Source organism: Actinocorallia sp. A-T 12471 (assembly GCF_033875155.1).
Taxonomy (GTDB): domain Bacteria; phylum Actinomycetota; class Actinomycetes; order Streptosporangiales; family Streptosporangiaceae; genus Actinocorallia.
The window spans coordinates 1-13,379 of record NZ_JAWZTE010000009.1 but is presented as its reverse complement, the minus strand read 5'-3'; the positions used below and the strand labels follow the sequence as shown (position 1 = coordinate 13,379).

The following is a 13,379-nucleotide window of genomic DNA, read 5'->3' as shown; positions in this document are numbered from 1 at the left end:
CCCGTCGCGGCGGGGGCGTCACACTGAGGGCATGACCGACACCCCGCCGCTCGGGCTGCGGCACGGAACCGTCAAGGTCGTCCCCAGCGACCCGCGCTGGCCGCACACCTACGCGCGCCTCGCCGCCGACCTCACCGCCGCACTGGGCGACCTGGCCTCGGACCTGGAACACGTGGGCTCCACGTCCGTCCCCGGCCTCCCCGCCAAACCCATCATCGACATCGCCGCGCTCCTGGCCCCTGACGCCGCCCCCGCCGCCGTAGCCGAGGCGGTGGCGCCCCTCGGCTACGGCTACCGCGGCGACACCAAGGACCAGGGCGGCCTCCTCTTCGTCCTGGAACCCGCAGAAACCCCCGACCTCGCCCTGGCCCACCTCCACGGCATCCCTCCCGGCGACCCCCAATGGACCCGCTACCTCGAACTCCGCGACCTCCTCAGATCCAACCCCGCGGCCCGCGACGCCTACTCCCGCCTCAAACACGACCTAGCCACCCGCCACACCAACAACCGCACCGCCTACACCAACGCCAAATCCACCTTCATAACCACCCTCCTAACCACCCCCCACTAACCCCCAAACCCACCCACCCCAACCCCACAACCACAAACCCTCATCCGCCACACCCCACCCCAAAACCCCCACACCCAACCCACCCCACGCCCGCCGCGCCCCCAGCCCACAACCGCAAACCCTCATCCCCGCCCCCCGCCCCGAAACCCCCACACCCACCCCACGCCCGCCGCGCCCCAGCCCACAACCTGCGGACCGGCAATCCGCTGCCCGCGCCTCCGGCCGCCACCCGCCCAACCGCCCCCCAAAGCGCCGCGCGCCAACCCGAGCCCCACCCACGTGCCCACTCCGCAAGCAACTGCACCCCGACGGGCCCCACAACCCGCACGTCCACGCCACAGACCCCCGCCCTCAAACCCACCACCCGCACCCCCACCAAGCCCCGCACACACCCCAGTCCCCACACCCGCCCCCAACACACCGCGCACCAACCGAGCCCCGCGACCCGCGCCACAGCGCAACGCACCCAAGCACGCGCACAGCCGAGGGCATGCGCGACCAGCCCAGGGCAGGCCCACCCCGCGCACCGCGCACCGCGCACCGACCGAGCCCCGCACGCCCGCGCCCGCGCCACAGCGCACCGCACCCAGGCACGCGCACGGCCGAGGGCATGCGCGACCAGCCCAGGGCAGGCGCACCCCGCACCCCGCACCCCGCACCCCGCACCCCGCACCCCGCACCCCGCACCCCGCACCCCGCACCGACCAACGGTCCGCGACCCGCGACACCGCCCCCATAAGGCACTGCGCGCCGACCTAAGGCCCTCCCGCACAAGTGCCCCACAAGGCGCTGCGTGTAGAGGGCCCGCGCCGCGACGCCGCGCGTCCGCGCCGCAGCGCACTACGCGCAGGACCCAGGCACGCGAGCACGCCCAAGGGCACCAGCCCAGGCCGCACCGCGCACCGCCCTTCGGCCCCCAACACGCACGACCGCCCCGCAACGCGTCGCGCACCGGACCCAGACGCGCGCGTGCCCAAGGACACGCGCGACAAGCCCAGGGGCCCCACTCCAACCAACGGTCCGCGACCCGCGACACCGCCTCCACAACGCACCGCGCGCGAACCTAAAGCCCGGCCGCTCAACCACCCCACAACGCGTCGCGTGCAGAGGACCCGCGAAGCCGCGCGTCCGCGCCGCAGAGCGCTGTACACCGGACTCGGGCACGCGCGCACACCCGAGGGCACGCGCGACCAACCTAGGGCGCACCACGCGCCGACCTTCGGCCCTCGACCCGCGACACCGCCCCTCAAACCGGGGGGCCCGCGACCCGCTGCGTCCACGCCACAGGGCACTGTGCGCCGCCCTTCAACCCGCGACCCGCAACACCTCCCACAAACGCTGCGCGCCGACCGGGCCCGCGTTCCACACGTCCGCGCCACAGCGCGCTGCGCGCCGGACCCAGGCATGCGCGCACATCCGAGGACACACGCGACAAGCCCAGGGCGCACGCGCACAGTGCGCCGACCTTGGACCCTCCCACGCAACCGCCCCGCAGAGCGCCGCGCACAGACCGAGGCCCGCGACCCACACGTCCATGCCGCTGGGCGCTGTGCACCGGACTCGGGCGCACGCGCTGGTTCGGGGGCGCGCGACCAACCCAGGGCGCACCACGCGCCAACCTTCGGCCCGCGACCCGCGACCCGCCCCACAACGCGTCGCGCACCGGACCCAAGCACGCGCGCGTCCTCAAGGACGCGCGCGACCAGCCCAGGGCGTACGGTGCTCCGCCCTTTGGCCCGCGACACCGCCCCCACAAGCGCACCGACCTGGGGGCCGCCCGGGCGTTCGCGTTGCGGGGCACTAAGTGCCGGACCAAGCGCGCGCGTTCGAGGACGCGCGTGGCCAGCCCTGGGCGTGCTGCGCGCCGACCTGCGGGCTCGCCCGCGCGACCGTCCCACAAGGCACTGCGTGCCCGACCTGGGGCCCGGCCGGGCGTTCGCGCGGCGGGGCGCTCTGGGCCGTGCTCAGGCACGCGCGCGTGCACGAGGACTCGTGTGACCAGCCTGGGCGCTGGGTGCCGAGCTTCGGGCGCGCGTGTGTTAGGCCGCGCTCAGGTGGGAGGGTTGCTGGGTTGGGGTGTGTCGGTGGGGCTGGGGGTGCTGAGGGGTCGTGGGCGGTTGTCAGGTGGGTGTGGCCTTCGGGGGGTTTGGTGTTTCAGGGGGTTGGGTGTGGGCCGATTGTGGCGGGGGTGTTGGCGAAGTGTCGTGGCAGGGTGCGGTCGAGTTCGCGTTCGCCGCGGGCGGTGAGCCAGCGCTCGCCGCCTGGCAGGTGGCGGAGCAGGCCGTGCTTCACGAGGTTCGCGGGAATCCTCAGCAGGTGGTACCAGGGTGGGGCGGCGCGTAGGCCGAGTTCGCGCATTCCCTCGCCGCCGACGAGGACACGGGCCAGGCTGCGCGACTTGGCGAGCTCGTAGGCCCGGCGCGGCCCCTCGAACCGCTTGAACGTCAGGTGGCGGCGGGACTCCTCGAACGCGGCGGCCAGCGCGCGCGAGTGCTCGTCCGGGGGCGGAGCCGCGAGCGACAGCCGGTAGAAGATCCGGCGGCCGTGCGCCTCGCTCAGCGGAAGCCACTCGTCGGCGACCCCCATGAGCCAGCCCACGTAACGCCACAGGTGCATGACGGCGTCGGCGTCTGCCTTGCCGACCGGGAAGCCGAGCATCCGGATACCGAGCAGGTAGTACGTGCAGTGCAGGCCGAGGGTCGCGCCCTGGTCCGCCTGGTTGATCGGGAGGCCGCGCTCGCGCACGTCCCAGTCGGCGCGGCGTACGAGGCGGCGGTTGACCAGCGCGTGCATCAGTCTGACGTGCACGGTGAGCCGCCAGCCCTCGCCCCAACGCGCCATACCGTCCTCGCGCACGCACTCCACCGCCCACTTCATGGTCTCGCCGAGCCGCCGGGTCGGCGCGCCGGACAGCGCGCCCGTCATCACCAGGGCCGCGGTGTCGGCGGAGCTGCGGTAGCCGCTCAGTAGTGAGCCGTTGAGCACGTCGACCATGTTGGTCCCGGCCCGGCGCATCACCCGCGCCCCGCGTCGCAGCCTCGCCTCGTCCACCCAGCCGGGACGGTCCTCGACCACGGCGAAGAACGCGCGCAGCGGCTCGGGCGCGTCGTGCGGCACGCCGTGCGCGAGCGCCTCGCGGAACTGGGCGAGGGTCACCTCGCGCTCGCCAATGGCGACGGCCAGGGCCGCGCCCGCCTCGTCGGAGCGGGTGAGGCCGCGCGCGACCGCCGCGAACTCCTCGGGCGTGGGATCGGGATCCGGGACGAAGGAGCGCAGGGCGCGCGCCGAGCGGCGCGCCCACTCGGGGTCGGCGCGGAACCGGGTCGGCGGCTCCTCCTCAAGCCCCGTGCCCGCCCCGCCCGATCTGTCGTGAACAGTCATGATGCCCGCCTTTCCCGCCCTGGGGGATCTACCGCCGAAACGTCCGCTCTGGACGTCCGTCGAATCGAAATCCCCAGCGCAAAGCTTGTTTCTGAGCCTGACGTCAGGTTATAACACGGAGAGCGGGAAACGCCACGCGGCGGCGCTCCCACCCCACGCGCCGAGCGCGAGAAGGAGATGATCAGATGTCAGGCAGCACGCCGACCGCCGATCCGGTGACCGCGGCGCTGACCGCGCCCGGCGCGCCGTTCGAGGTGGTCGAGGCGACAGTGCGCGGCAGACCCACGCGCGTCTGGCGGAACGCCCCGGCCACCCTCGCCGACCTCATGGCCACCGCGAACGCCTGGGGCGAACTCGACTACCTCGTCCACGGCGACGAGCGGTGGACCTACGCCGCCCACAACAGGGCGGCGGCATCCTTGGCACGCTGGCTGGCCGCCGGGGTCGTCTCGCCGGGCGATCGGGTCGCGATCGCGGCGAGCAACCGGCCGGCATGGAGCCTCGCGTTCTGGGGCGCGGCCTGCGCGGGTGCAGTCGTGGTGCCGCTGAACGGCTGGAGTTCCGGCGAGGAACTCCAGTACGCGCTGCGCGACAGCGGCGCGACAGTGCTGTTCGCCGACGCCCCACGCCTTGCCCGCCTCGCCGGACGGCTACACGGCGTCCGCGTCGTCGTCATAGACGGCTCGGGCGCGGTCGAGGAGTCCGCCGCGGAGGTGCGCGCACTCGCCCCGCTCGCCGATCCCGAGGCCCCGTTCGCGCTGCCCGACATCGCGATCGACACCGACGACGACGCCACGATCCTGTACACCTCGGGCACCACCGGACGGCCGAAGGGAGCCGTCGGAACCCACCGGAACATCACCTCGAACGTGATGAACCTGCTGTTCTGGGGCGCGCGGGCGGCGGGACTCGCCGGAGCCTCCGCCGTCGTGCCGTCCGGGATCCAGGAGAGCACGCTCGTCACGGTCCCGCTGTTCCACGCGACGGGATGCCACGCCACCCTCGTCTCCTCGATGGCCCAGGGCGGCAAGCTCGTCCTGCTCAACCGGTTCGACGCCGTCGAAGCCGTCGCACTGTTGGAACGTGAGCGGCTGACCCGGCTCGTCGGGGTGCCGACCACCGTCATGGCGGTCCTGGACGCCGCCGAGGGGCACGACCTCACCAGCGTCACCTATGTCGGATACGGCGGCTCACCCGCGCCACCCGACCTTCCCGCGCGGGTCCGGGCGCGGATGCCGAACGCCGTCTGCGGGGTCGGCTACGGGCTGACCGAGAGCTCGGCCAACGCCACAGCCAACATGGCCGGCGAGTACGAGGACCAGCCGGACAGCGTGGGCCTGCCCAGCCCCGTCATCGAGATCTCCGTCGTGGACGGGCTGGGAAGGCGGCTGCCCGTGGGCGAGACCGGGGAGATCGTCGTGTCCGGGCCGGGGATCGTCCGGGGGTACTGGGGACGGCCGAAGGAGACCGCAGAGACGTTCGTGGACGGCTCCCTGCGCACCGGCGACATCGGCCGGCTCGATTCCCGGGGCAGGCTCTACGTCAGCGACCGGACGAAGGACATGATCATCCGGGGTGGGGAGAACGTCTACAGCGCCGAGGTCGAGCACGTCCTTGCGGAACATCCCGGGGTCGTCGAGGCCGCCGTCGTCGGGCGTCCGCATCCGCTGCTCGGTGAGGAGGTCGCCGCCTTCGTCCGGCCGCTACTGCAGGGCGGGAGCGAGCTCGCGGGGGGCGGGCTCGCCGAGTCCGTCCGGGAGCACGCGGCGGCACGGCTCGCCGCCTTCAAAGTGCCCTGTGTTGTGCTGCTGCACCCCGAGCCGCTGCCCCGCACCGCCACGGGCAAGCTCCGCAAGGACATCCTGCGCTCCGCGCTCCACGGACCCGTTGAGGAGGGGGTCCGATGAGCGCGCAAGCCCTCGGCGTCCAGCTCGCCGACTGCCTCACCGCCGCGTGGGACGGGCCGGTATCGGTGCTCGACCTGCACCGCCTCTCCGGTGGCGCTTCCATGGAGACCTGGCTTGCCACGACAGACGGCCCGTCAGGCAAGTCCCGGGTCATCGTCCGCCGTGACAGACCTGGCGTCTCGCACAGCTCCCTTGCCGTCGAGGCGAGGGTGCTGCGCGCGGCCCACGCCGCCGGGGTGCCGGTGGCCGAGGTGCTCGCCGAGTCCACCGGCGACGGGCCGCCCTTCCTCGTCATGGCCTACCTCGAAGGCGAGACCATCCCACGCCGTCTGCTGCGCGACGAGGCGTACTCCGCCGCGCGGGAGGCGCTTGTCGAGCAGGTCGGCGCGGCACTCGCAGGAACCCACGCCGTGCCAGCAGCCGACGTGGCGTTCCTCGGTCCGGCGCAAACACCCGCCAAGGCCCTCGCCGCCCTCACCGCCGCGCTGCGCGCCCACGACGTCGACTCCCCCGTCCTGGAACTCGCCCTGCGCTGGCTCGCCGACCGGCTCCCGGCCCCGACCCCGCCCGTCCTCGTGCACGGCGACCTGCGCACCGGCAACCTCATGGTCGGGCCCGAGGGCCTCGTCGCCGTCCTCGACTGGGAACTCGCCCACACCGGGCAGGCGCTGGAGGACCTCGGGTGGTTCTGCGCCCGCGCCTGGCGGTTCGGCGCGGACGACCGCCCGGCCGGCGGCTTCGGCGACCGCGCGGCACTCGTCGACGCCTACGTCAGGGCGGGCGGCGCACTCGTCGACCCCGCCGACCTGCGTTTCTGGGAGGTGTTCGCGACCCTGCGCTGGGCGGTCACCTGCCTCGCCCAGGTCGCCGTGCACCTGCGCGGCGACGTGCGCAGCGTCGAACTCGCCGCCATCGGCCGAAGGCTCGGCGAGGCCGAGTACGACCTCGTCCTGCTGCTGCGTGAGGACCTCGGCGCGGCCGCACCGTCGGAAGGACCCCGCTGATGCAGAACATCCCGAGCACCCCCGGGCTCGTCCAGGCCGTCGCCGAGTGGCTCGAGGGTCCGGCGCTCGCCGCCCTCGACGGCGCGGACAGGTTCCACGCCAGGGTCGCCGCCAACGTGCTGCGCTCCGTCGAGCGCGAACTACGCGCCGGTCCCTCCCACCACGACCTGGACCGCGCGGCCTTCACCGCGCTGCTACCCCCAGCCCCCACCCTCGACCCCAACGGCACCCCCGCCCCCGCCTCCGCCCCGGCCCCGGCCCCCGCCCCCGCCCTCGACGGCGACGGCGACAGCGACGGGATCTGCGACGGCAACGGGGACCGCTGCCACGACCACACCCGCGATCGCCTCGGCGGTCACGGTCATGACGCCGACAACGACAGCGGCCACGGCGTGCGCGGCCACGACCACGGCCTTGCCCATGAGAGTGCCGATGAGCGCGATGAGGAGCTGGTGCGGGCGCTTGCGCGAAGCGTCAGGGACGGCGTGCTGGACGCGTCCGACGCGTCGCTGTTGGCCGCCTTGCACGGCTTCACCGTCCGCAGGCTCGCCCTGACCAACCCCGGATATCTCAGCGCGGCCGACCGCCCCGAGCCCACCCCACGAGAGGACAAGCCATGACCCTGCGCGCCGACCCCTGCCTCGTCGACATCCTCGACCCGGCCTTCCAGCGCGACCCCTACCCGTACTACGCGCGGCTGCGGGCGGAAGCGCCGGTCCACCGGCTCGACCGGCCGAAGCTGTGGCTGCTGTCCCGGCACGCGGACGTCGCCTGGGCGCTGCGCGAGCCACGGCTGTTCTCCTCCGCCGACGGCGTCGCGTTCAGCCCCGGCGGCGGCACCGGCTCACTCGTCGGCACCGACGACCCCGACCACGGGCGGCTCCGGCGCGTCCTCAGCCGCCAGTTCACCCCGCGCGGCATCTCCGTGTTGGAAGATCAGGTAGGCGCAGTCGTCGGCGAACTCGTCGCGGCCCTTGTCGCCCGCACCGAGACCCGCCCTGAGTTCGACTTCGTCCGCCGGTTCGCCGACCCGCTGCCGACCCGCGTGATCGCGGGCTACCTCGGGCTCGACCCCGACCACTGGGAGACCTACCAGCGGTGGAGCAACGTGCTCAACGCCGTCATGTGGGTCGACGTGCCGGATCCCGAGCTCATCACCGCCGCCGAGCGGGCCGCCGCCGAGGCCGTCGACTGTTTCTCCCAGGCTGTCGCCGAACGCCGTGCAAGGCCGCGCGAGGACCTCATCGGGCGGATGGCGGCCGCGCACGAGGGCGGCGCGCTCAGCGACGACGAGATCATCAACTTCTGCGGCCTGCTGATGATCGCGGGCAACATCACCACGTCGTCGGCGCTCGCGCACAGCGTCGTGCTGCTGCTGCGCCACCCCGACCAGCGGCGCGCGCTGCTTGAGGACCCGTCGCTCATCCCCGCCGCGGTCGAGGAGATCCTCCGGTTCGAGTCCCCAATCCAGGGTTTCTGTCGCACCGCGACCCAGGACATCGAGCGGCACGGCGTACGGATCAGCGCGGGCGACCGGGTGATGCTGCTGTTCGGTTCGGCCAACCGCGACCCGTCGGCCTTCCCCGACCCCGACCGCTTCGACGTCCGCCGCGACCCCGCAGGCCACCTGGCCTTCGGCACCGGCCCGCACGTCTGCCTCGGCGCCTGGCTCGCCCGTATCGAACTGCGCGTCGCCCTGACCGCCCTGCTCCCCCACCTCGACCGCTGGTCCCTCGACCCCGCCCACCCACCGACCCACCGCATGAGCCTCCCCGCCTTCCGCGACATCACCGAACTCCGCCTCCAACACACCCCCTGACCCCACCCCCACCGATCAGGCCGTCCCCACCGGGGCACGGCCTGATCCCCATCCCACCCCTGCCCAAAACACCACCAGCCCCCCACACCTACCCAAACGCCACAACATCACGAGCCACGCAGACTCGGAACAAAACGGCACCAGGTGCCCCGAATCGGTCCGGGGCGGACGCACGCCAGGACCCCGCGCGAGCGCGGGTCGGGACGGCGTCAGGAAGCCCGCGCGGACCCGAGCGGAGGCAGCAGGAAGCTTGTGCGGGCTCGAGGGCCGAGACGTCAGGAACCCGTGTGGGCTCTGGACGGGTTGCGTTGGAACCTGGGCGGCGCTCAGGGCGGACCGCGTTGAAACGCGGGCGGGCTCTTAACGGGTTGCGTCGGAATCCGGGCACTCCGGGTGGGGAGCGTTGGAACCCGAGTGGGCTCTGGGCGGGGCGCGTTGAAACCCGGGGCTCTTAACGGGTTGCGTCGGAACCCGGGCACTCCGGGTAGGAAGCGTTGGAACCCGAGTGGGCTCAGGGCGGATCGCGTTGGAACCGGGCGGGCTCAGGGCGGGGTGCACTGGAAGCCGGCAGGCTCTGGGCGGGGTGCGTCGGAACCCGCGCGTGCTCAAGGAGGTGGCGTCGGGAACGTAGACAGGCTCGGCGCCCTGCACGGGTGGGTCTTGGGGTAGTTCGCGCTGAGGGTCCGGTGGGATCAGCAGGGTCGATGGGGGCGGCAGGGGTGGCGCGGTCGGTGGGGGCGGCAGGCGCGGTCGGCCAGTCGGTGGGGGCGGTGGGCGGCGCGGTCGGCCGGTCGGCCGGTCGGCGCGGTCGGTGGGGCGGTGGGCGGCGCGGTCAGGGAGGCTCGGTCGGTGAGGCGGTGAGGCGGTGAGGCGGTGAGGCGGTGAGGCGGTGAGGCGGTGGGGCGGTGGGGCGGCTGTCAGAGATGTGAGGGCTCCGTGCGGACTCGGGGTGAGGAGGCTTCAGGACTCCTTGTGAGCGTGGAGCTGGAAGGGGTCAGGAGATCGCGCGGGTCGAGAGTGGAGAGGGGTCGGGGCTCCGTGTGGGTGCGGAGCGGGGAAGGCATTGGGAGACCGCCGGGATGAGAGTGGAAGTGTCAGGACTTCGCGCGGGCTCGAGGTGGAGAAGGGTCAGGAGGTTGTGCGGGCGTGGGGTGGGAAGCCGTCGGGAGGATGCGCGGGCTTGGGACGGGAAGCCGTCGGGAGACGCGCGGACTCAGGTGGGGAGGGGGTGGGCTGCGTGTGAGCGCGGACGGGGAGGCGTCATGGAGTGGGATTGGGGTGGGAGGGTTACGGAGCTGGGAGGGTCAGGGGCTGAGGGATCAGGGCCGTGGGGGGTCGGAGGCGTGGGGGTCGGAGGCGTGGGGGTCAGGGGCGTGGGGGGTTAGGGGCGCGGAAAGGTCAGGGGCGCGGGGAGTTTGGGGCGCGGCGGCTGGGGGCGTCAGGGACGTAGGGAGTTCGGGGCGCGGGGGCTAGGGGCGTGGGGAGTTAGGGGCGCGGGGGCTGGGGGCGTCAGGGGCGTGGGGGGTTAGGGGCGTGGGGGGTTGGGGGCGTGGGGGGTTGGGGGCGTGGGGGGTTGGGGGCGTGGGGGGTTGGGGGTTAGGTCTTGGGTTGTGTGGTGGGCGGCGCGGGCTACCAGGAGGGCGGCGGCGGTTCCGGGGAGGGTCAGGGCGGTCAGGGCCAGGGGGGCGCCGTAGGCGTCGGCAAGTGCGCCTAGGAGGACGCCGCCGAGGAAGCCGCCGAACAGGAGGATGAAGATGCCGAGCATGGCGAAGGCGAGCGCGGAGAGGTGCGCAGGGCTCACGCCGGCGACCACCTGGCGGATCGGGGCGACGACGAGGCCCGAGCCGAGCTGTGACGCGGTCAGCAGCACGAGCACCAGCCAGGTCCAGGGCACGTGCAGCGCGACCGCGCCGAGCACGGTGAACGCCGCGAGGCCCGCGCCCGCGACGTACAGCGACAGCGACGGGTCGCGCCGGTACAGCCGGTCGGCCGCGGTCCCGCCGAGGACGAGTCCGACGAGCATGCCGAGGCCGCCGAACGCCAGGACCGCGCCCCGCGCGAGACTGTCGAGCCCGAGCGCGGACTGCAGATGGTCGCTGATGATCACCGGCGCGCCGACGAGTCCGAACCCGAGCATGCCGATCGCGAGATAGATGTTGCGCAGCGACGGGATCGCCAGCAGGGTCCGCATCCCCTCACGCCAAGGCACCCGCACGGCCGGGACCTGCGCTGTCGTCACGGCCGCCCCGGCGGAGCCCCGGGCGGGTTCCCGGAGCCCGCGCACCATCAGCGCGAACACAAGGCCGACCGGAGCGACCGCGAGGAACGCCCACCGCCAGCCGGCGACGGCCCCGATCGCGCCCGCGACGGCAGGGCCGAGGATGCCCGCGAGCGGCAGCCCGAACTGGTGCAGGCTGAACGCGCGGCCGCGCTGCTCCGGCGCGTAGTAGTCGGTCAGCAGGCTTCCGTGGACCGGCTCGATCGCCGCCTGCCCGAGGCCCGACACGATCCGCGCGGCGGTGAGCTGCACCGCGGTCGCGGCGAGGCCGGTGAGCAGCGTGAGCACCGACCAGAAGGCGGCGGCGAGCCCCGCGATCCGGAGCCTGCTCCCCCGGTCGGCCAGGACGGCGATCGGCAGCGCGGCGAGCACCACGAGGATCGAGCTGATCCCCGCGATGCCCGTCATCGCGGCCTGGGAGAGGCCGAACGACCTGCGGATGTCGGGGGCGAGCGTCACGAACGCCGCGCGGTCGATGTTGTCGACCACGTTGATGGAGGCGAGCACGACAAGGGGCCGCGCACCCCATACCCCGAACCGCCGCCCCCTCCCGCCCGGCTTACCCGGCTTACCCAGCGCGCCTGGCCTACCCGGCCCGCCCGAGGCTTCCGAGGCTTCCGAGGCTTCCGAGGCTTCCGAGGAGGATTTAGCGGACGAAGTGGGCGGGGCTTTTGGGTTGGACGAGGTGTTCAGGGGTGGCGAGGTAGGGGCTGAGTCGGGCGGGGCGGGATCCGAGGGGACGGGGTCGGGACGGGGTTCCTCAGCGGGGATGGCCGGATCGTTCGTTCGCATTGGGTGCTTTCCGTGGGTCCTGAAGGGGTGGGTGACCGGGCACGTCAGCGGCGGTGTCGTTGGGGCCTGTGTCGTTTGACTTGGCGGCTGATGAGTTCTGGTATCCTAATCTGACATCATACTCAGATGCTAGTGCGGATCCGCCCACGGTCAACAGGCAAGGTCCACGGGGACGCATCCGCCGGGGCTATCCCGGCGGGGAGGAGTGCCGCGTCCACGCGGGCTGCTTCGTCCCGGACGACCGGGGGGTATCCCGGAGGAAGGAGAGAAGGGCAGGTCCAGCCTGGGGGTCGCCCGTTGGGAGCGGGGCGGAAGGCCCGGCCTTGGGGTTTGCGCGCTGGGGTGGGCTTTGGGTGCGGGGGCGGGGTGGGGCGCGGACCTATACTGGGCGCGCGTCGATGACTACGGGAGCAGGTGTGCCAGCAGCAGCCGACAGGAACACGGCGCTCGGCCGCGCCAAGCAGGCCGACGCCGCTATGGACGTCCACTATCCGGACGCGCCGCTGGACGTGCAGTACCTCGCCGGATCGGCGTCAGCGCCCGCGCGGCGGCAGGACGGACGCGAGGTGAAGCTCGGCCCGCGCGGCGCAGCGACCCGGCTGCGCCTGATGGAGGCCGCGCGCGTCCTGTTCGAGAAGAACGGGTACGGCCGGGTCTCGGTCGCGCACATCTGCGAGCGCGCCAAGGTGAGCCAGGGCACCTACTACCAGTACTTCCGCGACCGGGGCGACATCATGCTCGCCCTTGTGGACGCCTATGTGGTGAGCCTGCTCCAGAACAGCGAACTCGTCTGGCACGTCGAGGAGGGCCGCGAGGGTCTGGCCCGACTGCTGGACAGTTACGTCGGCGACTACGCGGAGAACGCGGCGTTCGCCCGCGTCTGGGAGGAGGTCTCCCAGATCGAGCCGCCGCTCGCCGACGCCCGCCGCCGCCTCACCCGCGTCATCGAGGGCACCATGGCCCGCCAGCTCGCCAAGGGCGTCGCCCTGGGCCACATTCCCCCCATCTCCGACGTCTCCTCGACCGCCCGCGCCCTCGCCGCGATGGCCGACCGCCACTGCTACCTCACCTACGCCTTCGACCCGCCCGCCACCCCCATCCCCCCCGCCCAAACCGCCGCCCTCCTCACCACCCTCTGGTCCCAGGCCCTAAACCTCCCCTAACCCACCCCAATCCCCCACGACCACCACCCCACCCCCCACCGAACGACCTGCAGACCCGCACCCTGCGCAGCCCCCGCCCCCACCCCGCGCAGCCCCCACCTTGCGCAGCACCCATTTCGCAACGTACGAACACCCAGGACCGCCCGCACGAACGCGTGATTCCCGCCCCCACGCCCGGCATCCGGCCTCCAGCCCACCCGCGAGGCCCCAGCCCAAGCCGTGGACGTGGACATGGCCACCGAGGCACACCCTCTGTACGTCCTCAGAACCTCGCGCACAGGCCACGACGCTGAGGCACCGCGCTCGTGACGTCGTGCCGCCGAGCCTGTGACGTAGCCGGGCCGGGTGATTCGTGACGCGAGGCGTCGAGGCGCTGACCACGTAACACCGAACACGTCCGCGCTGCCGGGGAAAGATCAGACACCGAGGCTGTGACGTAGCCGGGCCCGGGGTGAGTTCGTGAC

At 73.2% G+C, this 13,379-nt stretch carries 8 protein-coding genes; 6 read left to right on the top strand and 2 right to left on the bottom strand.

Translation table 11 applies throughout. The features are described from left to right. Positions 1-31 precede the first annotated feature (31 nt). Positions 32-571 (top strand): GrpB family protein, encoded by a 540-nt coding sequence (locus R9X44_RS23420; RefSeq protein ID WP_319816403.1) that lies wholly within the window; start codon positions 32-34, stop codon positions 569-571. A gap of 2,154 nt (positions 572-2,725) precedes the next feature. On the opposite strand, the gene R9X44_RS23415 is transcribed toward R9X44_RS23420, so the two are convergent. Then, complete coding sequence (locus tag R9X44_RS23415) at positions 2,726-3,952, bottom strand: oxygenase MpaB family protein (protein ID WP_319816402.1); 1,227 nt, start codon at positions 3,950-3,952, stop codon at positions 2,726-2,728. 185 nt (positions 3,953-4,137) lie between these two features. On the opposite strand from R9X44_RS23415, the gene R9X44_RS23410 reads away from it, so the two are divergent. Genes R9X44_RS23410 through R9X44_RS23395 form a run of 4 tightly spaced genes read left to right on the top strand, consistent with a single transcriptional unit; the run spans position 4,138 to position 8,682 of the window. Next, positions 4,138-5,859 (top strand): class I adenylate-forming enzyme family protein, encoded by a 1,722-nt coding sequence (locus tag R9X44_RS23410; RefSeq protein ID WP_319816401.1) that lies wholly within the window; start codon positions 4,138-4,140, stop codon positions 5,857-5,859. Continuing rightward, complete coding sequence (locus R9X44_RS23405; protein ID WP_319816400.1) at positions 5,856-6,863, top strand: phosphotransferase family protein; 1,008 nt, start codon at positions 5,856-5,858, stop codon at positions 6,861-6,863. Before R9X44_RS23410 ends, R9X44_RS23405 begins: the two co-directional genes overlap by 4 nt. Beyond that, the gene (locus R9X44_RS23400; RefSeq protein WP_319816399.1) at positions 6,863-7,483 is read left to right on the top strand and encodes a DUF6285 domain-containing protein; all 621 of its coding nucleotides are present in this window, start codon (positions 6,863-6,865) and stop codon (positions 7,481-7,483) included. The genes R9X44_RS23405 and R9X44_RS23400 overlap by 1 nt, the downstream gene beginning before the upstream one ends. Next, complete coding sequence (locus R9X44_RS23395) at positions 7,480-8,682, top strand: cytochrome P450 (protein WP_319816398.1); 1,203 nt, start codon at positions 7,480-7,482, stop codon at positions 8,680-8,682. Before R9X44_RS23400 ends, R9X44_RS23395 begins: the two co-directional genes overlap by 4 nt. 1,525 nt (positions 8,683-10,207) lie before the next feature. Here the strand turns inward: R9X44_RS23395 and R9X44_RS23390 are convergent. Beyond that, positions 10,208-11,467: an MFS transporter gene (locus R9X44_RS23390; RefSeq protein WP_319816397.1), complete on the bottom strand. Its 1,260-nt coding sequence runs from the start codon at positions 11,465-11,467 to the stop codon at positions 10,208-10,210. Between the two features lie 701 nt (positions 11,468-12,168). Between R9X44_RS23390 and R9X44_RS23385 the strand changes: the two genes are divergently transcribed. After that, on the top strand, positions 12,169-12,915 hold the full coding sequence (locus tag R9X44_RS23385) for a TetR/AcrR family transcriptional regulator (RefSeq protein ID WP_319816396.1): 747 nt from the start codon (positions 12,169-12,171) through the stop codon (positions 12,913-12,915). Positions 12,916-13,379 lie beyond the last annotated feature (464 nt).